This window comes from Agrobacterium sp. fls2-241-TYG-188a (genome assembly GCF_030209845.1).
In genome coordinates, this window is sequence record NZ_JARVRD010000008.1 from 118,996 (window position 1) to 141,955 (window position 22,960).

Below are 22,960 nucleotides of genomic sequence, written 5' to 3' on the forward strand. Positions count from 1 at the left end.
AGCTACCAAGGCGAGAAGTTCGAGTTTAAGGTTTCCGCGTAGCGGCGGAAGACGTCCTTCGCGGACGATGGTGATGTGAGTTCGTGGCGGCGTTTATTCCGATGATCCATCATCAGGATGCAGCATAGATTGGGCCACATTATCTACTGGACCCCATCATGGGAGGGCCGAGTGCCGATCCCGGAGAGAAGCGCGGGCCGCGAAAAGACGTTGAACGCTGCATCAGCCGGGCGCTGATAACACCTGCTCCTGTAGAGCAACGCTTTCGGCTGAAAAGCGTCACAAGCGGACTATTCAGCGTGGGATGTCGAATGATAGCGCATGACCCGTTGAAGGTTGCCGCCCACCGGGCGGTCAAAAACTAGCCGCCCTTGGGCCGCGTGCAGAATTCTCACGCACGCTCCTATTGACAATCTGTGAGATTGCTGGCTTTTCTCGCGAAGGTTCCGAGCACCTGCCGCCTGCAGACGCAAGTCACGGTAAAGCCCGGCATGTGACGTTTTTTCTCACCCTCGAAGCATTTCGTTGGTGGCAATGCAGGCCCCCATCAGAGTCGAAATGCCTCTTTGGAGGAGTGAGTGATGTCTTTGCGACAATCGCCCGAAAATCGTTTTCTAACTGCCTCGCCAGGCAAAATTTTTGCGGCAACCGCATTTCCTATGATCGCCATCATGTTGATGAACGGGATGCTGGGTATTATCGACGCCGTCTTTCTGGGGCATTTCGTCGGTGCGGCCGCAATGGCGGCCGTCGGCATGGCGTTTCCAGTTCTGATGCTGACCATCGCGCTTTCGACCCTTGTCAGCGGGGGAATGTCCAGCCTGCTGGCTCGCCAGCTCGGCGCCGACGACCGTAACGCGGCCAACGCGACCTTCGCCGGCGCGCATGGACTTGCGTTGACGACCGCGTCAGCGCTGATCGTGATCTTCTGTGCGGGTGGGTGGGCCTTCGCTCTGCACATTGCCGGAACCGATGGGCCGGTTGCCGAAATGCTGTGGATCTTCCTGGCAATCACCATATTCGGAACCCCGGTACAATTTCTGCTCGGTATTCATGCCGACGCCTGGAGGAACGAAGGACAGGCGGGATTGATGGCGCTCATGTCACTTGGGGTCACACTCATCAACATCCTGCTGAACTACATCCTGGTCGTCGTGCTTGAACTGGGCGTCGCGGGATCGGCTAAGGGCACGGTTCTGGCACAGACGCTCGGACTGGTGCTTCTGGCGGGGCTACGCCCGTTCCTTGGGGGCATGATGCCGCTCAACAGACTGTGGCGGAACTCTTGGACCAGCAGTTGGAGGCGTATCGTTGCGCTGGGCGCACCCGTTAGTCTGGGTTTTATCGGAATGGCGCTTTCAGCCGCCAGTGTGGTTCTCGCTCTTCGTCTTGCAGGCGCCACCGATTACGCCACGACCATTGCCGCCTACGGGATCGTGACACGCATTTTCGGTTTTGCCTTCCTGCCAATCATGGCGATCGCGATGGCGATGCAGAGCATCGTCGGCAACAATGTTGGAGCGCGGCTTTACTCCCGCTCGGATGCGGTTCTGCGGATCGCTGCGGCAACAACATTGCTCTACTGTCTTGCCGTCGAGGTTTTGTTGCTGGGCCAAGGCACAGTCGTCGGAGCAGCCTTTGTCGCTGATCCGGATGTGATCGGTGAGGTCGGCCGGTTGCTTCGTCCCATGGCTGCGGTCTATCTCTTTTCAGGACCAGTTCTTGTGCTCGGTCTATATTTCCAAGCCATCGGCCAACCGGCCCGCGCCGCTCTTCTGACCATGGTCAAGCCGCTTATCCTGTTGCCTATCTTGGTCACGATCGCTGCGGCAATGTTGGGCGCGGACGCAATCTGGTTTGCCTTTCCGCTGGCAGACGGTGTGGCCGCAATCATCGCAACTCTTATCCTTGCCGCCGCTCTCAAGGCGAGGGGAAACTCGGGTATCGGGCTCAAGGCCGTGGAGAATCTGTCATGACAGTCAGAACCATTGCAGAAGCCAAAGCGCACGCAAAATCTCTGCGGAGCGCACTCGCCGCAGACGGTAACGTCTTGGGCCATGCCCAGGCACTGGAGCTCGTCGCCCGACAGAACGGTGCGCGCGACTGGAACACCTTGTCCGCCCGCCTCGCCAACGCTCCTCCCCCTCCGTTCCATCTGCACCAAAGGGTGCAGGGGCAGTATCTTGGGCAATCCTTCAAGGGCGAAATCAGCGCATTATCATCCTCAGGCTCGCACTATTCCGTGACTGTCTGTTTCGATGAACCGGTGGACACGGTTACCTTCCACAGCTTTTCGAACATGCGCCGAATGGTAAGAGGTACGGTGGATATCAATGGAACTTCCGTACGCAAGACATCAAACGGGACGCCGCACCTGACCTTAAGCGCGTTATGAGCCTCGGTGAGTTAAAGGTTCGCGGCGATTTCTGCGGTGGCCAATGTCCGCAATGGGCAGGCTGCGGACGAACCCTTGCTTTCTTGGCTAACGGATAGACGGGATAGAGCTTGACCTCAGCCCGCCGATTAGAGAAGCGCCGCGTCAGCGGAAGCCGGGACCGACTGCCCCTGACCGAGGCATTCTGCTTGAGAAAGTTGTCTAATCGCCGGATAGCTCTTCGGTCAGTCCGTCGAAGACGTCCATCACCCAGTCGGTGATGGCTTGGCCAATAGCGAAGATCGAACGCGGGCTTCGTGCGCGACAGCGCATAGACCCGTACGCCGGAGGCGGACCGCCCAAAAACGACTGCATCCCCAGATCACGAAAATGAATCAATCACCCCCGAGCGATTCAAAACTCTCGTTGGACGAAGATTCCAAGAAACACGATCATGGCGACATGATCATCCAGCCCTATAACCTGTATATCGAGCGCACAGACTCCACGCGAAACATGGCTCGCTTCTATGCGATTTCCATCGAGCAAAACCTGTTTGGGGAACCTTGCCTGATGCGACGTTGGGGTCGTATCGGAACGCGTGGCCAGACGATGAGTCACCATTTCGAGACCGAGCAGGAGGCCGTCGATCTGTTTTTCGAGCTTCTCCGTCAGAAGAAGCGTCGCGGCTACTCATCAGTGGCCCATAAGGCGCCCGCTGGCAGATGACGCAGGGCTCGTGACATTGAAGTGTAAGGATTAAGACGAGATCAGGAGTGGGTGCTGATAGGCGAACGTCGAAGTCAATCCGAGCGACCTCGTTGGCGTTGGTAGAGGCGTTTCCAGCATTCAACACGTCAATCAACATCCAGATTACTTGAGCGACAACAGATTCGAGGTAAGCCTCCGATTCCAAAATGCGCTGCGGTCTCGCGTATGGCCTGCGTCGTCGACGGAGACACGATTTGGCTAAACCGACAGAAGATTTGCATCTCCAAAAATCGACACGCTGGAGGTAGGCGAGCCAAAGTGCTCGTGGAGCTGGCACTTGGCAACAGCGCCACGGACAGGATGCCCAAGCTGATTAACGAAGGTTCCATAGAGATACAAGCGGGGCCCAACCGTGATGTCGACCGACATAGCCGCAAGCGTCGCGTCCTGATCAGAAAAGGCCGTAGTCTTGGATCTGGATTTCGACTTCGTGGGTCATGTTCATCTTCTTGACTTCTGTGAACTATGAGCGACCAGTCCGGGAAGGGATGGCAAGGCCACGGATCGCGCCAGCGACCGGCAAAGCTGGGGAGTGGGGGAGCCGATTTGTGGCAGTTGCCCTCAAAGTTGGGTGAAGCAAATTTGGGGGCACCGCTCATCCTTGAGGCCGGTGCCGCCGCTCGGCACAATCATACATTCTGAGCAGCTTCCTGCTCACCGTATGCCACCTCAAAAGCCGGACTCGGCTCGACGCCTGATCAAGGTTTGATCTCTCGGTAGCAAAGAAAGCTCCGCCAGTGGCGGAGCCTCATGATCCTGATCAGTCGTAATTCAGGCGGGACCAGATGAGCTGGAGGCATTCCTCGCCTTCGACCTCGGCGAGCATCGCGTAGATCGGAGCCGGGAAGCTCGGATCGTCGAGCTTGACCGAGAGGTAGTCGCGGCCTTGCTCTGAGGTCCTCTGCCAAGCGGCGCCTAGCTCGACGCTGCCGGCGTAGACGCGGAACTGCGGGCCCTTGTCGGAGAGGTTCTCGACCCGAGAGATGCGGGCCTTGACGTTGAGCGCGAGAGTGCGGATGGAGCCGGTGAAGCCGTTTTCGGTGGAGGTGAAGGTGCCGATGGTTGCCATTGTCATATTCCTTTTCTGGTGTTCGGGCCGCGCCCATCGCGGCCTCGATGGCTGTCGCAGGGACCGGTGACGATCGGACCGCACCTGATAAGGCCGCAATGAGATGAAGGGCGGCAAGTCGCAGATTTGTTAGTGGGCGAGGAGGAGCCTGCAGGGCTCCGGGGGTAAGAAATCTGAGCCTTGTCGTTGCGGGAAAAAGATCGAGGCGCAGCCGGTCTTCGGTCAGACATGCCTCATCGAGCCCGCAGATGGGTTGCCGGAAACGCTTTAGTAAAGGGATATGGCACTGGCACTCACCGCATTTGGGCATCAGAAGAATGGCAGTTTGGCGGATGCTCCGCCCGTCCCGTGGTCAACGCCTGCTTAGCTTGAGGAACGGGTCGCCCGGCTTGCCTGCCGTGCCTGGTGCGACATCGTTGCGCTCTCCCCCCGATATTGGGAAAGCTGGAAACTGACATCGCACGAGGTCTCCAAGTGATGACGCAGGCGGCGGTTGAGCTACAGCTTCGGCAGGACCGATCCGCGAAAGGTTCAACTTCCCGCCTTTCTTCGTCGATCCCCACCTTCAGGTCGAAACGACGCTCAAAAAGGATAGAATAGTGAAAGCTCGATTTTCGAAAACGAGATTACGTTCGGCGCCCAAGAAGAGCCAGACCATCCGCGAGCATACGCTTCAGGATTAGCTTTCTGGTTTCCGGTGCAGCGAGACTAGCGTCGGCGATAGCAACAGCAGCACGCTTTGCATCGGCGGCAGCGAATGGCGAGACCGCCAGAGGCTCTTCGGCCACTGCAGCAATCATAATGTGCGTGATCGTTGTTTCATCCGATTTGACCGCGACGCTGACCTCTCCCCCAGCGCGAAGGCGGCCGATGCTCTTTTGAGCGGCCTGCTGCTCATCTTGAGCTTCAACCAGCGATGTCTGCGTCACGAGGAAAAAAGGCATGCGTTCTCACAAAGTGTTTTAGTGGAAATCTCATTCGCAAAGGTGGCGCGGTCAAGGTGCAGCAACGCATTTGCGGTCGCGCCGGAGACAAAATGGGTGCTCGACCGGAGCGGCAACAACTCGCTAGCCGACCCGTTGGGGGGCGATTGGCACAGATCCCGACCCGCTTCAGTACGTGATCACAAGAAGCGGGATTGGGGCGTCTCGGAACCGCTCACTGTTGGCGCTTGATCACCGACCATAAATCTGAAGACAACGCGTTCCGCCGCGCGTCGAATAACGGACAGACTAATGAGAAAAATTTAAACATTTTACGTTTGCCTTCAATGATTTAAGATGTCAGAGCTTATTAGAGATGCGATGCCGCTGGCCCGTTACAAATGCGGCACTGGCTCCGACGATCAGCCCCCACCGGACCGGGTGGGCCGCGGTACAAGGGTAGGGAGGGGCGAGTGATGGAACTCCCTCTTCGGCTTTAGCTTTCTCAGTTGTGGCGACTGCTTTGCGCCCCAAGCGGTTTTCCCATCGCGAGCAACCGTGGATGCCACCTCTGTGCCCTTGCTTTGGGCATCAGTCAATACGGGTCTGAAACGTAAATAATTTCCGCTTCGGATCTCAGGTTGAGGCCGCTTTTCAGGGTGTATCAGCCCGACCTGCGATACGCCGGACTTCGTCAGCCGCTGACTTCAAGACGCCCTGAGACAGGGTCTCATGTTGGGTAAGACGTGACAGCGTGACCGCACCCACCATGAGGGAAAGGATAGCCATAGCCTTTTCGCTGGCTTCCGGGTCACCGGCTCCGCCCACCAGGTTTTCCAGCACATCGAAATGGGCGCGAATTCCGTCCTCGAATGGTTGCTTGACCTCTTCGTTCTGGCGAGCAGCGTCCGATCCCAGAGCCACCAGAGGACAACCTTCTGCCTTCTCTCCCCGGTGGTCCGTCGAGAGGTAGAAGTCCATGACAGCTTCGAGCGGATCAGAGCTGTTTGCTGCGGCTTCGGACCATCTTTTTGTAGCGCTCTCCATAGCTCTCGCCGATGCGAGTGCCGCGAGGTCATCCTTGGACGTGAACTGCTTGTAGAAAGCACCCTGGGTCAGACCAGCACCTTTCATCAGGTCCTTCAGTCCTATGCCATCGAAGCCATGCTCTCGAAATAGACGGCTTGCGACATCAATTACCCTGTCCCGGTTCTCCTCTGCCTGCGCTCGGCTCACTCTCATGATGACCTCCAATTAGATTTCGATTGACATCTATAATGTAAATAGAGTTAGGTCGCAATCTAATTCGTTTGGATCGCTCGTCAAGAAGAGAACTGAAAATGAAACGCAAACATGTCCTGATCCTATTGGGCTTCGCAGTTGCAGCAGGTGGTGGTGCCTTTGTAGTGATGTCGCAAACGTCTGCGCAGACGGCGGTAGCCGCAGACGCGAGAACCGCGTCACCACTGGTACGCGCCGCGCAGGCAACGAAAACGCATGCGGTCGAGCGTTCATTTACTGGAACAGTCGCTTCAAGGGTGCAAAGCAACCTCGGCTTTCGAGTTCCAGGCAAGATAGTCGAGCGCATGGTTGATGTTGGCGAGCGGGTAAATATTGGACAGCCGTTGATGCGGGTTGACGAAGCTGACCTGCAACTGGCGCTCACAGCCAGACTAAATGCGGTCACCGCAGCACGTGCTGTCCTGATCCAGGCGCAGGCGGACGAAAAACGCTATGCGGCGCTGGTGAAGAACGGACTTGCCGCCACGCCCCAGCGATACGAGCAGGCAAAGGCCGCACTTGATACAGCCACAGCACAGCTCGCCGCCGCACAAGCGGAGGCGGAGGTTGCTGAGAACGCAACACGCTACACCACTCTTCTGGCTGACTCGGACGGAACGGTCGTCGAAACCCTTGGTGATCCGGGACAGGTCGTGGCGGCGGCCCAGACGGTGGTGCGATTGGCAAAGGCAGGTCCTCGTGAGGCGGTGGTTTCGTTGCCTGAGACACTACGCCCCGAGGTGGGATCAGAAGCGCAGGCCAGTATTTATGGCGGCAACGGGCTCAGTGGAAACGCGCGACTGAGACAGATCTCTGATTCCGCAGACCCGCAGACCCGAACCTACGAGGCCCGCTATGTCCTCAGCGGCAATGCGGCCGCGGCCCCTCTCGGTTCGACCGTCACAATCAGAATTCAAGACGTAGACCGGCAGTCGGAAGTCTCTGTCCCGGTCGGTGCAATCATTGATAACGGCAGGCGCACAGGCGTGTGGGTTATCGATGGGACGTCATCGTCCGTGAAATTCGCGCCGATTACCGTAAAGAGAATTGGCGAAGAGAACGCTTTCGTCACTGGCATCGACGTTGGCCAGCAGGTCGTCGCACTCGGTGCTCACCTTCTTGAGAATGGCGCGATCATAAGGGTCGCCGAGCAGCAGGAAGGGACTGAATAATGAGCTTCAACCTTTCCGCCATCGCCGTTCGCGAACGCGCTGTCACCCTTTTCTTCATCGTGTTGCTGGCCGCAGCCGGTGTCTATGCCTTCGTCAAGCTGGGGCGCGCCGAAGATCCGTCTTTCACCATCAAGACGCTAACCGTGACAACAGTCTGGCCAGGCGCGACAGCGCGGGAAATGCAGGATCTTGTCGCCGAACCTCTTGAAAAGCGCATCCAGGAACTCACCTGGTATGACCGCGTCGAAACGACAACCAGACCAGGTTATGCGTTTCTGACGGTCACCCTCAAGGACAATACCCCGGCAAGCGCCGTCGCGGAAGAGTTCTATCAGGCGCGCAAGAAGCTTGGTGATGAAGCTCGCAACCTTCCTCCCGGCGTCATGGGGCCGTTCGTCAATGACGAATACTCCGATGTCAGCTTTGGCCTTTACGCCCTGAAGGCAAAGGGACTGCCTATGCGCGATCTCGTGCGGCAGGCAGAGGTCATCCGGCAGGATCTCCTGCAAGTGCCCGGCGTCAAAAAGATCAACATCGTCGGTGAGCGACCCGAGCAGATCTTCGTCGAGTTCTCCTATGCAAAACTCGCGACACTCGGCATATCCGTGCAGGATATCGCTGCTGCTTTGCAACGTCAGAACACGGTGACGCCCGCTGGATCAATCGACACCAAAGGACCACAGGTCTTCATCCGCTTCGATGGAGCTTACAACAGTGTGCAGGCCATCGCCGACACGCCGATCGTTGCCGCCGGACGAACGCTGAAGCTCTCCGATCTGGCGGAGGTACGGCGCGGCTATCAGGATCCGGCGACTTACGTCATCCGCCACGAGGGCGAGCCGACGATTATGCTGGGTGCCGTCATGCAAGCGGGCTGGAACGGTCTTGATCTCGGCAAGGCGCTTGAGGCCCGGTCTGCTGCCATCGCGCAGACACTGCCATTGGGAATGACGCTGACCAAAGTCAGCGATCAGGCGGTCAACATCGATGAAGCCGTCGGCGAATTCATGCTAAAGTTTGCGATGGCGCTCGGCGTCGTGCTCTTCGTAAGCTTGGTCGCCCTGGGCTGGCGGGTCGGCATCGTCGTAGCGCTTGCTGTGCCACTGACGCTTGCCGTTGTCTTCTTGATCATGCTCGAAACCGGGCGGTTCTTCGACCGCATCACGCTCGGCGCTCTGATCCTCGCCCTCGGTCTCCTTGTCGACGATGCCATTATCGCCATTGAAGTGATGGTCGTGAAAATGGAAGAAGGCATGGACCGCATCAAGGCGGCCGCTTATGCCTGGAGCCATACGGCAGCGCCGATGTTGTCCGGTACGCTCGTCACAATTATCGGCCTGATGCCCGTCGGCTTCGCGAAGTCCACTGCCGGAGAATATGCCGGTAACATCTTCTGGGTCGTGGGTTTCGCCTTGATCGTCTCGTGGTTCGTTGCAGTGATCTTCACGCCATATATGGGCGTGAAGATGCTGCCGGACATCAAACCCGTCGAAGGGGGCCACGAAGCCATCTACGACACCCCGAATTACCGCCGCTTGCGTTCTGTCATCGAATTTGCCGTACGCCACAAATTCATGGTCTGCGCTGTGGTCGGCATCACGATGGCGGTATCCGTTGTGGGAATGGGTGGCGTGAAGCAACAGTTCTTCCCGACATCGGATCGGCCTGAGGTCTTGGTCGAAGTGCGTATGCCCGAGGGAACGAGCATCGAGGCGACGACATCCGCAGTGAAGAAGGTCGAGGACTGGCTACAGACCCAGCCCGAGACTGACATCGTCACCAGCTACGTAGGGCAGGGAGCCCCTCGCTTCTTCTTTGCCATGGCACCGGAACTACCGGATCCGGCCTTCGCCAAGGTTGTCGTTCTCACGCCAGACGCCCATGCACGCGAAGAACTGAAGCATCGTCTTCGCGCTGCCATATCGGAGGGTCTTGTCCCCGAAGCATCTGTGCGGGTGACGCAGCTCGTATTTGGTCCTTACACACCGTTCCCGGTCGAGTTTCGCATTATGGGGCCTGATCAGGGTGAGCTTTACAAAATCTCCGAACAGGCTCTGGCCATCATGAAAACCGTTCCGGATGTCCGTCAGGCAAACCGTGACTGGGGCAACCGCACCCCTGTCCTGAGATTCGTGCCCGATCAGGAACGACTCAATCTGATCGGTCTGTCGTCTTCGGAAGCAGCCCAGCAGATGCAGATGCTTCTGAGCGGCATTCCGGTCACGCAGGTGCGCGATAATATTCGCAACGTACCTGTCGTAGCGCGTAGCGCAGGCGAAAATCGCCTCGACCCATCACGCTTGGCGGACTACTCGCTGATGAGTAGAGACGGGCGTCAGGTTCCATTGGATCAGCTCGGGCACTCAGAGATCCGGTTCGAGGAGCCGATCCTGAAGCGTCGCGACCGGACACCGGTCATCACGATCAGGTCCGATATCAACGAGGCGACCCAGCCGCCGGAAGTGTCTCAACAGGTGATGAAGGCGCTACAGCCGCTGATTGCTTCGCTTCCGGTCGGATACCACATCGAGATGGGCGGCAACATCGAGGAGTCGCTGAAGGCCAACGCGGCGCTGGTTCAGGTCTTCCCGCTCATGATCGCAGCCACATTGATTGTCATCATTTTGCAGGTTCGCAGCTTGTCGACGATGACGATGGTAATGCTGACGGCACCTCTCGGTCTCGCCGGGGTGGTCCCAACCTTGCTTCTGTTCAATCAGCCGTTCGGTTTTAACGCCATTCTCGGACTGATTGGACTGGCGGGTATCCTCATGCGCAACACGTTGATCCTGACGGAGCAAATCAAGGAAAACCAGGCGGCGGGGCTCGATGACTATCATGCCGTCATCGAGGCGACAGTTCAGCGAACACGACCTGTGATCCTGACGGCGCTTGCGGCGATCCTGGCGTTTATTCCTTTGACCCATTCGGTGTTCTGGGGATCTATGGCTTATACGCTGATCGGTGGAACGGCGGCCGGGACAGCGATGATCCTGCTTTTCCTGCCAGCGCTCTACGCCGTTTGGTTCCGCATTAAGCCCCCGAAAGCGCACGCTTCTCAGCAGACTGATATTCAGCGGGAGCCGGGCCATGGACATGCTATGGCGGCCGAGTAGGCCAACCGATTCAGTTAAGTAATCCGCCATCGGAATGGATGCTGCGAGAAGTTTGCAGCATCCGGAAGCGGCCGTCGCTCGATCATGGTCAGAGGCTCGTGGGTGGTAACCATCAAACCGAGAAACGACGCGCGCTGCAACTAAGTCTTTCTAATCCAGTAGTTTCCGTGTCCGGGTGTCGCGATCGAATGGTCACATTAAGCCGCGGCACGTCAGATGTTTCCGGAGAGATCGCTCCTCGTGGTGGTGAGCATTGGCCTTTACCGGATCGACTGCGCAGATTGTGCGCTTTCGGATGCCCTAGCCGACACGGGTGTCGATCCAAGCGCGCGTCTGCTCAAGAACCTCGTCAGACAATTCAGGATCATCGACCGCTCTGGCAAGGATAACGGCTCCCACCATTGCGGCCCAGCTTCCGATCGCTGCACGGCGCTTTTCGGCTGCACCTTGCTCCGGCAGCGCCCGCTCGATACGCGCGATTTGGGTGCGCAATCCTTCTGTCATGACGGCTTTTGCGGCTGGCGTCTGGTGACGAATAGCGGCGGCGAGGCCTGCCGTCGGGCATCCATTACCGGGATTATCCCGATGACGAGGTGCGAGGTAAGAGCGGACGAAACTGTTGAACTCGCCGTCTCCGACACTGTCAGATGCCAGCGCCTGTGCAAGCGTCTGGGCCACAAGATCATCTTTTGATGTGAAGTGTCCGTAAAAGCCCCCATGCGTCAGTCCGGCTGCCTTCATGACTTCGGCCACACTGACCGCATCGAACCCCTTGTCCTTAAACAACCGGCTCGCGACATCCAGAATCCGGCGACGGTTTTCCGCCATCTGTTCTCGGCTGACCTTCATCTACAAAATTCTCCGCAACACCTGTTGACATTTACATGATGTCGATCATATTTAAATTCAATCATGATGATTATCATGAATATAGGTTCAATCAGAGAAAAGAGCAATCCTATGAGCCAAATTTCCGCAGTCCTCATTACCGGTGCTTCCACTGGCATCGGCGCCACCTATGCCGAACGGTTCGCACGCCGCGGCCATGATCTCGTGCTGGTCGCCCGAGACGCGACGCGCACGGAGACACTTGCAAGCCGTCTGCGCCAGGAAACCGGCGTGACGATCGACATCCTCCCGGCCGATCTCACCCAGACGGCGGATATTGTAAAAGTTGAGACCCGGCTGCGTGACGATGCGCGCATCGGCATTCTCGTCAACAATGCCGGAACGGCGATCGGTGGAAGCTTCGTCGACCAGAGCGTCGATGACATGATCAAGCTCGTTACGCTGAACGCAACGGCACTCGTCAGGCTCTCCAGCGCTATTGCTCCCCGTCTTGCCAAGGCAGGGGAGGGCGCTATCGTCAATATCGGTTCGGTCGTCGGCCTGGCCCCGGAATTCGGCATGACCGTCTACGGTGCGACAAAGGCTTTCGTCCTTTTCCTGTCACAGGGACTTGCGCAAGAGCTCGGACCGAAGGGTGTTTACATTCAGGCTGTGCTTCCCGCCACGACCCGGACTGAGATCTGGGATCACGTCGGCGCCGACGTCAATGCCATGAACAATGTCATGGAAGTGGGCGATCTTGTCGATGCAGCCCTTGTCGGTTTCGACCGCCGCGAACTGGTGACCATCCCGCCGCTGCACGAGATCGGCCAGTGGGACGCCTTCGATGGGGCGCGCAAAGCCATGCTCGGCAATCTCGCCAATGCGCTTCCCGCTGAACGCTATCGCACGCCGGTGTGAGCTTTCAGAACTCGATGAACCCACGCCTCGTCAGAAGAAATATCAAAGTGATATCATGACAAAAACCACGCTCTTCGAACCCGCCAGTCTAGGCGCTATCACGCTTGCAAACCGCATCGTCATGGCGCCACTCACCCGCAATCGCGCCGGCGCGGCTTCGTGCCCGGCGACCTCACCGCCGAATACTACGCCCAGCGCGCGTCTGCAGGGCTGATTATTTCCGAGGCCACCCAGATTTCTCAGCAGGGCCAGGGCTATCAGGACACGCCCGGCATCTACACGAAGGACCAAATCGACGGCTGTCGCAAGGTGAAGGCTGCTGTACACGCAAAGGGTGGGCGCATTTTCATGCAGCTCTGGCATGTTGGTCGCATCAGCCATGTTGACCTGCAGCCTAATGGCGGCCTGCCAGTGGCGCCATCGGCCATTCGTGCGGCGACCAAGACCTTTGTCACAATGGCTTTGTCGATGTGTCCGAGCCCCGCGCCTTTGAGATTGATGAGCTTGCCGGTATCGTCAACGACTTCCGCAAGGCAGCAGCTAATGCCATTGAAGCTGGTTTCGATGGGGTCGAGGTTCACGGAGCCAACGGCTATCTGCTTGAGCAGTTCGCAAAAGACGGTGCAATGTTCGAACGGATGCCTATGGCGGCTCCGTGGAAAACCGCGCGCGTCTCATGCTCGAAGTCACCGCCGCAGTGGCGAAGGAGATCGGCGCGAAGCGCGTAGGCATGCGCATTTCGCCGGTTTCGCCCGCCAACGGGATTTACTGCAGCGATCCCCAGACCCAATACGAATACATCGTCGATAAACTCGATACTCTCGGCATCGCCTACATTCATGTCGTAGAAGGTGCGACCGGCGGCCCGCGCGACGTCGCGCCCTTCGATTACGGCTTGTCTGCAATCTCCCAGGTGTCAATCAGACCCGGGGAGTGTGACATTCCAGCTTTGCAGAAACAGGACACTTTAACTTTGCGGCTACATAGAAATATCGCGTAAGATATATTATGGAACTTATGCCAAGACGAAAGACTGGGATCAAAGGCGGTGGAAACGTTGGGAAACAACTTTTCGGTACAAATTTCTCTCGCCAAATGCACGATCGGCAACCTAGAATCCGCGAAACCTGCGTCTGCAGTAGGCCTTAAGCGGTCATGGTGTTCGCGCAACGAAGCTTGTTCCGGCGTTAACAAAAAAGGATAACAATTGTCATGAGGGCACGAAAAGCACTGGCACTGGCGCTCTCCGGTGTCATCGCTGCGATGACGTTGGGGCACATTTCAGCATTTGGAGGAGCGATGACAAGAAGCGAGATTATCCAAAAAATCGAGGCATCTGCACTGGAACTTGAGATAGGTTCGATTTTTGAACTAGAGTTAGGGGAGCCGCCGCAAATCGATGGGGACGAATTTATAATCACCCCCGAAGGATCTCAGCAGTTCGCAATGGATGGTAGTGGCGGATCGTTCAACCTGATGCCGGACGGAAGAATTCTTCTCATCGACTCTGAGGGATCATTTGGGATAGTTGCGTCCGATTTTAACGAGTTCGTCGCAATAGCCACAGGCTTACCAAGCTGGCGGGACGCGTTGAGGTTTGTTGGTGAACCAGATTTACAGCAAACGCGAGCCGCTTGGGCTGCCTACGTTCAACAATGGGGCTTGGACGAGGCATTGAACAAGCCGTGGCCATATGAGACCGGAGGCTATTCTATCGCCACGCCCGGCGCGGCAAGGGAGGCTATTCGAAAGCGGCTGGGTGTAGAAGCTTCCGCTGATCCCATAGCGGCACTCTACCGCGCAGTGAACGAGCTAAATGATGGGGTGGCAGTTTCCTGGCAGGGCGAACCGCTATATCTCTTTGGGCGTCAACCCTACACTCGCCCGTGATTGCCGCAAATCAGGCTCTCGACCTACGGGAGTCCTTCACAGTGCAATGACCGCAAAGGCGCGAAAGAGACCACCGGCTAGTGCCGATGGCCACGAGCCGATAGGTATAGCTCAATCTGCTCCGCAATTCTAAGGGCGTCGTCGACTTCGACGCCAAGGTAACGGACGGTGCTTTCCAGCTTGGCATGGCCGAGCAGAATCTGGACTGCTCGAAGGTTGCCCGTCTTCTTGTAAATCTGGGCTGCCTTGGTTCTCCTCAGGAAGTGAGTGCCATAGGCCCTGCTGTCGAGCCCGATTGACCCGACCCATCGTTGGACAATCCGCGCATACTGCCTTGTCGACAGATGCTGCGACGTCTTTCGGATGCTCGGAAACAGATAGCTGCTGCCGTTCCTTCGAACAAAGGGAAGCCACGCCACGAGCGCGATCTTGGTCTGCTCGGTGACCTCGAACTGGACGGGCCTCTTCGTCTTCTTTGGATGATGGTCGCTCGATCTCGGATCGAACTACCGGACCATAAGTCCTCAACCTTCAGCTTGACGAGGTCACGAGCGCGAAGCTTGCTGTCGATGGCGAGGTTGAAGAGCGCCAGTTCCCGGATCGCGCCGCTCATCTCTAGTCGAACGCGGATCGACCACACGTTCTTTGGCTGTAGTGGACGCTTCTGCCCCACCAGGATTCCCTTGTTCCATGGATATCGATTACGCAGTACGGCGGTGTCCATGCCAAAGCCTCCCGCGTCGCCTCCGTCAGGCAGTCGGACTATAGCACGCTTGTCGCTGTGTGGCCCAAGACGGAAAAGCCAGGATGTACAACCTGTCCAGTTCATGCGACGACTGTCGTCCTCATGATGCGATAAGAGCTGTTAGTGCCAGTAGCAGGGTACCTAAAAGGTGGACTTAGGCGGGGCTGCCACGATAGAGCTGAAGAAAGCGCGCCGGCATTCCTGCAAGTTCCGCACGATGGCGCCCATGGTCGGGTCAGTCCAAAGGTCTTCAAAAATGCTTCGGCTTCCATACCCCGTGCCACCTGAACTATAATTTCACGGTCTTTTTGGCGGAAGAAAGGGGTGGTCTGCCTCTCCTCCCCTAATAACGTGCGACCAATCCCAAGTGACGTCGATTGTACTTGTTTCCGGGAATTCGGCGGGCTGTCTAATTTCGCCGGTGAGGATCGGATGGGCACCGGTCAGCAATGTCATCATTTGCACCTGCCAATAGCGATTTGGGACAGCTACAGCAGACCGAAACCATCCCTCGACGTCGTTCGCCGACAGATACTTAACGCAGAAAAATACCTACGTTGGCAATAGGTTGCCGGCATTGGACAAGGATCTAAGCTCGAGTTATTTTACGCCAACCAGAGCGTGCTTGCCGACCTCCGGACAGAATACAAACACCCCTAGCGGGTCGTCATAGCCGATCGCACGACGACTCCGGCGAAGGCACTGCGGTCACCGCGCTCACCGGCAAGATGACCTGCCCCATGATAAGGGATACTCGATGTTGCAGGGCATCCACGACGTGACTGCAGGCAAAGTCGTCCCCACGTTTAGCGGAACTTCCATTCGGGAATCTTTGGGTAAGATGTCCGCTCTTCGCGCAACCCGGCCATGGACTTCGCAGTTTCGAGACAACCTTTGGCGCTTGGCCCATGCACCAAGACCCACAAAGGTTCAGCTTCCTCGGACCTAAAGGCGTTGCACGACGCGGGAATGTTGAACAGGCGGCTGCATCAGCTCTATGGTGATGCCATCCGGGCCAGAGATGTACGCGACCAATGTTCCGCGTCGGGGTCCGGCCGGTATCGGCTGCGGCGAACCCTTCACGGCCCACCCCGCCCTTTCGACCCGCGCGATCGCCCTGCGGATATCAGTAACCGTAAAGGCGATGTGCGCGGCGCCGATTGCACCCGCGCTCCGAGGTGTCTCCCCCAGCGTACTGCCTGTCGAATATTCGAGAAGCTCGATAGGGTAGCCATTTGGAGCTGTCACCAGCGCCATTCGGCAGCGCGGATCGTCAACCCCCGTGGCCTCCCGTAGGAACTCGCCACCCATCTCTCCTTGGCGAGCAAGATCGAAACCCATCGCCTCAGTCCAGAACTGGATCGCCTCCTCCAACGAGGCGACCGAGAATCCGGTGTGGTCCACAGCTATTACGCCTGCATCTTCGGCCATTTCTATTCCTCATATATTGAGCAGTTACGTCTGTGCCCGAGCTAACGACGGCTCAATAGCCTTACGATTGTCTTTCGTCTCTCGACATCGTTGGGAGCAGAACTTCACGTTGTCCCAGGTCTTCTCCCACTTCTTTCTCCATGAGAACGGCCTACTACAGACCGGACAGATCTTAGTGGGCAGGTCCGACTTCTCACGACGCTTCGGCATCCGTTACTCCAGACAGTTTTCATCGCGACAGGACCTCGCCGTGCATGGCCAACTCAAGCCGACGGCAACGTCCGCGCGGTGAGCTTGTTTCCATCCGGATCACGAAGATAGGCGACAAATGAGCCATTAGGACGCTCTGACGGCGGTGTCTCGATCGACTTCCCTCCGTGGCTTGTCCCCGCGTCGTGCCATGCTTTCACATGGGCAGGGCTTGGAGCGACAAGACCGATCGTTCCACCGTTGGCGACCGTCGCTGGTTTCCCATCAATCGGCGTTGTTACCATAAGGCGGCTTCCGGCATGTATGTAGACAAGCCTCCCTCTGGCATCGATTTCACCTGGCCCGACGCCAAGGGCAGCGAAGGTGGCGTCGTAGAAAGCTTTCGATCGCTCCAGATCGTTGCTGCCAATCATTACGTGCATAAACATCGTCCATGTCCTGTGCTTGTTGAGGGACGCAAGGCCCGAACTTAACAGCAAAGGAACGGCGCGTCTCGTAGTGGCAGGTCCGAAATCCTTGAAGTCTCAACACGAAATGATGACGGGTGTCGGCTGCCCGGCCTTATGGACTTGCTTCCGGGGTCGATTTAAAAGAGGAAAAAACCTGTGCTCGAAGGCGTCTGTATGGATATAAAGCAAGACCAAGTTTCCGCAGACGAACTCAAACGATCCCTGGCCGCCGCTGGTCCGTTCGTTGCCATGGTCAATACGACGCGGACGCCGATGGTCGTCACCAATCCAAGGCTTACGGACAACCCCATCGTATACGCCAACGCCGCATTCATCGCGATGAGCGGATACGCTGAAAACGAGATTGTTGGCCAGAATTGCCGCTTCCTGCAGGGTGAGGCGACAGACCCGGCATCCGTCGCGCGCCTGAGGACTGCCATCGCCGCAAACGAAGAAATCGAGGTCGATCTTCTCAACTATCGCAAAGACAGAAGCAGCTTTTGGAACAGGTTGCTTGTCTCCCCCGTATTCGAAGACGGAGCTGTCACCTTCTTCGTTGCGTCTCAGCAGGATGTGACACTCGAGCTTGAGGAACTGGCCGCGATTGAGCGGCGCAAAGCCGACCTCGAGAGAGAAGTCGCGGAGCGCACCGCCGAACTTGACGCTAGCGAACAAAGTCTGCGCTTGGCCCTCGAGGCCGGAAGACTTGGCATATGGACCATCGACTTTGTCACGGGAGAACTGACCGCCTCGGCAGAATGCAAATCCATATGTGGTCGAACACCCAACGAACCCCTTACGCTGGATGACCTGCGGGAAACGATCCATCCCGAGGATCGCCTTCTGCAGATCGAGGCGATCGATCAAGCCGTGAAAGACAGATCCCTCCTTGAAGCCGAGTATAGACTGGTCACGCCTGCCGGAGAGCTCAAATGGGTTCAGATCAGGGGCCAGGCGAGTTACGCACAAGACGGCACGCCGTTATCCATCACAGGCATCACACAGGATATCACCTCGAGACGGGAGGCGCAGGGTCACCGCGCCCTTCTGGCTCGGGAGCTCAGCCACCGTCTGAAGAACACGCTCGCGTCACTGCAGGCGATCGTATCGCAGACGATCAGGCGAGCCGGCTCCCTGGACGACGCCGGAGCGACCCTGGCGGCGAGAATACATGCGATGGCCACTGCCAACGATCTTCTCGTCAATGAGGATTTCGGCAGAGCATCGCTTCGGACGCTCGTCAGGCGCACGCTCGCCCCGTTCGGTGTTGAGGACCATTCGCGGTTTTCAATCGTTGGAGCAGAGGTCGAGTTGCCATCCAATCTCACGGCAGCCTATGCACTCGTCATGCACGAACTGGCGACAAATGCCACCAAGTACGGCGCGCTGTCGAACGAGAGTGGTGTCGTCGAAATTGAATGGTCGATCGACACGAACGCCACAGGCCGTGAGCTAACGCTGAGTTGGCGAGAACGTGGTGGGCCGCCCGTCGTTGCACCAGCTCGGACAAGCTTCGGGACACAGTTGATCCAACGGCTTCTGGCGAGCGAGGCAGGCGGTGTGGCGACCGTAGCATATGATCCTTCAGGGCTGTCGTTCATAGCGAGGGTACCACTGGACTGATCAAAACAAGTGATCCCTGTCAAAAGCACCGGGAAATCCGCTTCGTAACAAGAGACCGGATTCGACTGTCCCGCGCTCCACAGAATCGGTGTTCAATCAATCGGCTGACGAGAATGGATCGAACTTGATGACGTCGCGTTGTGTCTGCGAACAGGTCAAAAGGATCCCCTCGCATGTCCGACAAAAACACACCCTACGCTCTCGTAGTCGATGATGATGGCCTCATCAGAATGGACGCGGTGGATATCCTTGAGGAAGCTGGCTTCAGGGTGTTGGAAGCGGCGAACGCCGGGGAGGCATTGTTGGTTCTCCAGAAACACGGCGAGGACATCCAGCTTCTGTTTACGGACGTGCAGATGCCGCCCGGCGAGCTAAACGGCTTCCACCTCGCTCGGCAATGCTACGCATCCTGGCCGCATATAGGGATCATCGTCGCCTCAGGTATGATCGAACCTAGCGAGGGAGAAATGCCTCAAGAGGCAAGATTCGTGAAGAAGCCATTCAGCGCGGATGTCGTTTACGATCATCTTCAGGAATTGCTACCAGACGGAAAGAAGCCCCAGCCTTTGAAGCAGCGGGCGACCTCGACCTGGTAACCCGGCGTAGCATTCTACTGTGTCCCTGATCAGCGCCCCTGAGACAGAACTGGCTTAATTGAGAAGAGAGGATTTTGGCTCATCGTAGCTCATTCACAGGAAGCGAAGATGAAACAAAAATCCGGGCCGCAGACATGGACGGCCGAGAAGACGATCAAGGACATCCGCCGCGCCGCGCTCAAGCATCATTCGGCCGAGGACAAAATCCGTATTGTGCTGGAGGGCCTTCGCGGCGAGGACAGAATTGCCGTGTTGCGACGTCGGTGTCCCATCGGAGCTGGCTTCGTCACGGGCTGACCGGAGCACCCGACTGGCGATGTAGCCCAGGGAGCGTTAGTGTTTTTTGGCTTCAGCCATCTATTTTGATATCTCGCTCCTACAGGAAGTCGGATCGCTAACGTGCGCATTTGCCTCAACGAGCCTTAACTTGCAAGCGAAACAGATTTTCCGCTTCATTCCGTTACGCTGAAGTATGCCCCCTAATCGGCGGACGCACTATATGTGCGCCCACCGATCAAATTAAGCGAGAAATTCGATCAGGTCTTGGTTTAAACGATTTGGCACAGTGGCAAACAGCCCATGAGGCTCACCATCATACTCAATCAGCTTTGCTCCGGCGATACCCTTTGCTGCGGCACGACCTGTCGGGTCGATTGGCACCGTCTTGTCGCCCGTCCCGTGTATGACGAGCGTGGGAACTGTAAAAGCGGCGAAATCCGGTCGGAAATCCGTCTTGCCAAATGCGTCAACGCAGTCGATTGTGGCCTTCGGGCTTGCCATGACGCCAAGAACGAAGGACCAATCCAGTACGCCCTGGCTGACCGGGCTCGTAACGAAGCCGACCCCGTAGAACGTTTTGGCAAAGGTTTGCAAGAATTCGAAACGGTCCTTGCGAATATCCGATTTCATGCCCTCAAAGACGCTGACATCTACACCATCAGGATTGGTCTCATCCTTAAGCAAATAGCCGGCGACTGAGGCGACGAGAACGGTTTTAGATACTTTTGACGCGCCATGGCGTGAAAGATAACGGGCAATCTCGCCACCACCCATGGAGAAACCGACCAAGGCGACGCCCTGAAGTTCAAGGCCATCGATTACGGCTGCAAGGTCATCGGCGAAGGTGTCGTAATCGTAGCCGCTCGCCGGGTGTCCTGACTGACCAAAACCGCGGCGGTCATAGGTAATAACGCGGAAGCCAGACTCCAACAGGGCAACGGTTTGATATTCGAACATGTCTCCAGTCAGCGGCCAGCCGTGGATCAAGAGAACAGGGCGGCCTTGCCCCATATCCTTGACATGCAGTTTTGTACCGTCTTTTGCTTCGATGAATGCCATCTGGTGACTCCTTTGATGATGCCACCGGTAAATCCTGCCAAGGCATATATGGTTCCTTGATAGAGGCAGGTGCTAAATGAGATTGGTGAGGCGGGTTCTGCACTTTGATACTGGATTGTACTGTAGCGCACAGAAGTCATCGCAGGTATCGCCACCCAAAAAACGAACAGAGCGAGGCAGAACGCTCTAATCATCGCTGTCTTTGGATGGCCCGTCGCCCGGTAACGGATATCTTGAGTTCGCTTCTCGTAATGCTCTAGCGGAGAACGGAGTAAAGTGTTTTTGAAGTCGTCACAGGTCCATTTTCCGAACTCGGGCGATATACGATGCATGATCTCAATTGTGGGAGCCATCCGATTCCACCGCGAGTACCCGTCATCAACCAATCCACACGGTAAAGGCGGGCATCTTCCGGCTTGGTTCTCAAACTCAGTTCAAGCTTGCTAGCCTGCTCCCGCGCCATTTGCACAAGATACCACCTTGCCGCTTCCATCATGCTCAGTCGTGGTAACCGCTGAACTTCCTGACCTCTCTCCGTTATGACTATGTCGAACTTCCCTTTCACCACTTCGACATGCGGGTAGCCAAAATCTCGACTGGAACGTTCTGCGCTAACACTGTCACTCAGTTTTGTTCGAGCCCAAAACGAGTCGATGACGGCCTGAAGCTCGTCGATCAAGTCAGTTCCCATTAGCAAGTCTCACGTTCTGCGGAAATCAACCAGAAAACTCGTGAAGAAAGCGACATGGTAGCGTCGCTCTAACTCGAAATCAGGCCCATCTCGTCGTCCACTACGTAACAAAAGCCCATTGAAGCTTGCTACTTGATCTCTTACACCGCTCTTGCACAAGCCTGATGGTTGCGAAGCCGGTCCCTGATCCAAGGCGCAGGCATCGGTATGCACGGAAGCTGACAAAGGAATGCAGATGTCGATCACTGTACAGAAAACGATACCCGCTGCGCGTATGCAGCAGTTCCAGCAGATGGTTGACCGTTGGCTCGACGAGGGTCCGATCCGGCTCGCGACGAATGCCACGATAACTGCAATGGACAACGCCGGAATTGCGAAAGCGGAACAGGCAGCGATCATCGAAGACCGGGATATCATCATGAAACACAACATGCGTCTGGGTGTGATCAGTGAAGTGTTCGCACCGGCTGTCGAGAAAGCGGTAAATGCATCTCGGACGGGAAGTGAAGCTCAAGATGAAATCGCTCGCTTAATTGTGACGGCGGTGGGTATCCGCCAAGATGATGACAGTGAGCTGATCACATTCACCTTCACTACTTAAACAGAGGCAGACGCATTCGATAAAGCCGTCTGAAAGCATAGTGCCGATGAGCTTCCAATCATGGCACGAGTGAGCCCGGTCGAAACATGAGTCGAGCAGATCGTGCGGCACCCGACCAATTCAAGATCGGGTGCCGCGTGTCGGTGGCGGCTTAGACCTGCAGCAGGCCCCCGTCCACGCAAAGTTCAGCGCCCGCAATGTAGCTCGCGTCATCGCTCAGCAAGAACAAGGCGGCTGCAGCGACCTCTGAGGGTCGTGCCATACGGCCCATCGGAATCGGAGCGACAATCGCCGCGCGTGTGTCTTCTGCGACAGAAGCCATCATGTCCGTATCTGTCGGGCCGGGTGCAACTACGTTGACGCGAATACCTTTGGGAGCGAGTTCTGCTGTCCAGGTTCTGGCATAGGAGCGAACCGCTGCTTTGGTCGCGCAGTAGGTACCATAACCCGCGTATCCCGCGCTTCCGGCAATGGAGCCAACGAGCACGACCGAGCCGCCTTCTGTCATGGCGCGGAGAGCCGCCTGGAAGCCGAACACCATACCTCGGACATTGACGTCAAAGTGGCGGTCGAAGTGCTCAGGCGTTATTTTGGCGATCTCTGAAGGCTCCGAGAGGCCTGCATTCAAAACAAGCGCATCGACACGACCGTATGCTTTGCGGACGGTTTCGACAGCAGCGACCATGTCTTCTGGAGAGCCTGCGTCTGCGGCAATGCCGACAACGCCATTGCCGATCCCTTGGGCAGCTGTTTCAGCATCTTCACCTCTGCGACTGGTGATGAAGACATTCGCGCCTTCTGCAGAAAGTCGCTCTGCAATAGCAAGGCCAATACCCTTTGCGCCGCCAACGACCAGTGCCACTTTATTGTTCATTCGAGCCATCGTAAATCCTTTCACTACATGGTCATCAAATGATATACGGTAGATATC

19 protein-coding genes and 3 pseudogenes are annotated in these 22,960 nt (G+C 56.9%); 12 read left to right on the forward strand and 10 right to left on the reverse strand.

Annotated features, from left to right (window positions below):
* Positions 1 to 581 precede the first annotated feature (581 nt).
* From QRN85_RS21095 to QRN85_RS21105, 3 genes are all read left to right on the forward strand, one after another.
* Positions 582 to 1,976, forward strand: a complete 1,395-nt coding sequence (locus tag QRN85_RS21095; protein ID WP_284759987.1) for an MATE family efflux transporter — start codon at positions 582 to 584, stop codon at positions 1,974 to 1,976.
* Positions 1,973 to 2,395 (forward strand): glyoxalase superfamily protein, encoded by a 423-nt coding sequence (locus tag QRN85_RS21100; protein WP_284759988.1) that lies wholly within the window; start codon positions 1,973 to 1,975, stop codon positions 2,393 to 2,395. Before QRN85_RS21095 ends, QRN85_RS21100 begins: the two co-directional genes overlap by 4 nt.
* Before the next feature lie 369 nt (positions 2,396 to 2,764).
* The gene (locus QRN85_RS21105; RefSeq protein ID WP_284759989.1) at positions 2,765 to 3,103 is read left to right on the forward strand and encodes a WGR domain-containing protein; all 339 of its coding nucleotides are present in this window, start codon (positions 2,765 to 2,767) and stop codon (positions 3,101 to 3,103) included.
* Positions 3,104 to 3,905: 802 nt separating this feature from the next.
* Here the strand turns inward: QRN85_RS21105 and QRN85_RS21110 are convergent.
* From QRN85_RS21110 to QRN85_RS21120, 3 genes are all read right to left on the reverse strand, one after another.
* Entirely contained in the window at positions 3,906 to 4,214 is a 309-nt protein-coding gene (locus QRN85_RS21110) for a DUF736 domain-containing protein (RefSeq protein ID WP_113221664.1), read from the reverse strand.
* Between the two features lie 626 nt (positions 4,215 to 4,840).
* The gene (locus QRN85_RS21115) at positions 4,841 to 5,158 is read right to left on the reverse strand and encodes a hypothetical protein (protein ID WP_113221655.1); all 318 of its coding nucleotides are present in this window, start codon (positions 5,156 to 5,158) and stop codon (positions 4,841 to 4,843) included.
* 633 nt (positions 5,159 to 5,791) lie between these two features.
* Complete coding sequence (locus QRN85_RS21120) at positions 5,792 to 6,379, reverse strand: TetR/AcrR family transcriptional regulator (RefSeq protein WP_113218680.1); 588 nt, start codon at positions 6,377 to 6,379, stop codon at positions 5,792 to 5,794.
* 98 nt (positions 6,380 to 6,477) lie between these two features.
* Here QRN85_RS21120 and QRN85_RS21125 point away from each other — a divergent pair, with 98 nt between their 5' ends.
* Positions 6,478 to 7,590: an efflux RND transporter periplasmic adaptor subunit gene (locus tag QRN85_RS21125; protein ID WP_113218681.1), complete on the forward strand. Its 1,113-nt coding sequence runs from the start codon at positions 6,478 to 6,480 to the stop codon at positions 7,588 to 7,590.
* Positions 7,590 to 10,706, forward strand: a complete 3,117-nt coding sequence (locus tag QRN85_RS21130) for an efflux RND transporter permease subunit (protein WP_284759993.1) — start codon at positions 7,590 to 7,592, stop codon at positions 10,704 to 10,706. Before QRN85_RS21125 ends, QRN85_RS21130 begins: the two co-directional genes overlap by 1 nt.
* A 300-nt stretch (positions 10,707 to 11,006) precedes the next feature.
* On the opposite strand, the gene QRN85_RS21135 is transcribed toward QRN85_RS21130, so the two are convergent.
* Positions 11,007 to 11,555, reverse strand: coding sequence for a TetR/AcrR family transcriptional regulator (locus QRN85_RS21135; protein WP_284759994.1), 549 nt, complete (start codon positions 11,553 to 11,555; stop codon positions 11,007 to 11,009).
* 111 nt (positions 11,556 to 11,666) lie between these two features.
* Here QRN85_RS21135 and QRN85_RS21140 point away from each other — a divergent pair, with 111 nt between their 5' ends.
* From QRN85_RS21140 to QRN85_RS21150, 3 genes and pseudogenes are all read left to right on the forward strand, one after another.
* Complete coding sequence (locus QRN85_RS21140; protein ID WP_284759995.1) at positions 11,667 to 12,455, forward strand: SDR family NAD(P)-dependent oxidoreductase; 789 nt, start codon at positions 11,667 to 11,669, stop codon at positions 12,453 to 12,455.
* Between the two features lie 55 nt (positions 12,456 to 12,510).
* Positions 12,511 to 13,347 (forward strand): annotated as a pseudogene (locus QRN85_RS21145) (alkene reductase); the annotation flags it as partial.
* 320 nt (positions 13,348 to 13,667) lie between these two features.
* Positions 13,668 to 14,345 carry a hypothetical protein gene (locus QRN85_RS21150; protein ID WP_284759996.1) on the forward strand — a complete coding sequence of 226 codons (678 nt, stop codon included), beginning with the start codon at positions 13,668 to 13,670 and terminating at the stop codon, positions 14,343 to 14,345.
* A 77-nt stretch (positions 14,346 to 14,422) separates the two neighbouring features.
* On the opposite strand, the pseudogene QRN85_RS21155 reads toward QRN85_RS21150, so the two are convergent.
* The 4 genes and pseudogenes from QRN85_RS21155 to QRN85_RS21170 all read right to left on the reverse strand — a co-directional run bounded on the left by QRN85_RS21155 (position 14,423) and on the right by QRN85_RS21170 (position 17,159).
* Positions 14,423 to 15,069 (reverse strand): annotated as a pseudogene (locus tag QRN85_RS21155) (tyrosine-type recombinase/integrase).
* 966 nt (positions 15,070 to 16,035) lie between these two features.
* Positions 16,036 to 16,521, reverse strand: coding sequence for a VOC family protein (locus tag QRN85_RS21160; protein ID WP_122069087.1), 486 nt, complete (start codon positions 16,519 to 16,521; stop codon positions 16,036 to 16,038).
* A 24-nt stretch (positions 16,522 to 16,545) separates the two neighbouring features.
* A complete protein-coding gene (locus tag QRN85_RS21165) occupies positions 16,546 to 16,731 on the reverse strand; it encodes a DUF2256 domain-containing protein (protein ID WP_082469826.1) in 186 nt (61 codons plus the stop codon).
* A 53-nt stretch (positions 16,732 to 16,784) separates the two neighbouring features.
* Positions 16,785 to 17,159 carry a VOC family protein gene (locus QRN85_RS21170; RefSeq protein WP_284759998.1) on the reverse strand — a complete coding sequence of 125 codons (375 nt, stop codon included), beginning with the start codon at positions 17,157 to 17,159 and terminating at the stop codon, positions 16,785 to 16,787.
* Between the two features lie 195 nt (positions 17,160 to 17,354).
* Here QRN85_RS21170 and QRN85_RS21175 point away from each other — a divergent pair, with 195 nt between their 5' ends.
* The 3 genes and pseudogenes from QRN85_RS21175 to QRN85_RS21185 all read left to right on the forward strand — a co-directional run.
* Positions 17,355 to 18,803 (forward strand): PAS domain-containing protein, encoded by a 1,449-nt coding sequence (locus tag QRN85_RS21175; RefSeq protein WP_112963892.1) that lies wholly within the window; start codon positions 17,355 to 17,357, stop codon positions 18,801 to 18,803.
* 173 nt (positions 18,804 to 18,976) lie between these two features.
* Positions 18,977 to 19,399, forward strand: coding sequence for a response regulator (locus tag QRN85_RS21180; RefSeq protein WP_284760000.1), 423 nt, complete (start codon positions 18,977 to 18,979; stop codon positions 19,397 to 19,399).
* 108 nt (positions 19,400 to 19,507) lie between these two features.
* Positions 19,508 to 19,663 (forward strand): annotated as a pseudogene (locus tag QRN85_RS21185) (IS3 family transposase); the annotation flags it as partial.
* Positions 19,664 to 19,918: 255 nt separating this feature from the next.
* Here the strand turns inward: QRN85_RS21185 and QRN85_RS21190 are convergent.
* On the reverse strand, positions 19,919 to 20,737 hold the full coding sequence (locus tag QRN85_RS21190) for an alpha/beta fold hydrolase (protein WP_112963894.1): 819 nt from the start codon (positions 20,735 to 20,737) through the stop codon (positions 19,919 to 19,921).
* A 926-nt stretch (positions 20,738 to 21,663) separates the two neighbouring features.
* On the opposite strand from QRN85_RS21190, the gene QRN85_RS21195 reads away from it, so the two are divergent.
* Positions 21,664 to 22,029 carry a hypothetical protein gene (locus tag QRN85_RS21195; RefSeq protein WP_284760002.1) on the forward strand — a complete coding sequence of 122 codons (366 nt, stop codon included), beginning with the start codon at positions 21,664 to 21,666 and terminating at the stop codon, positions 22,027 to 22,029.
* 151 nt (positions 22,030 to 22,180) lie between these two features.
* On the opposite strand, the gene QRN85_RS21200 is transcribed toward QRN85_RS21195, so the two are convergent.
* Positions 22,181 to 22,912: an SDR family NAD(P)-dependent oxidoreductase gene (locus tag QRN85_RS21200; RefSeq protein ID WP_113170932.1), complete on the reverse strand. Its 732-nt coding sequence runs from the start codon at positions 22,910 to 22,912 to the stop codon at positions 22,181 to 22,183.
* Positions 22,913 to 22,960 lie beyond the last annotated feature (48 nt).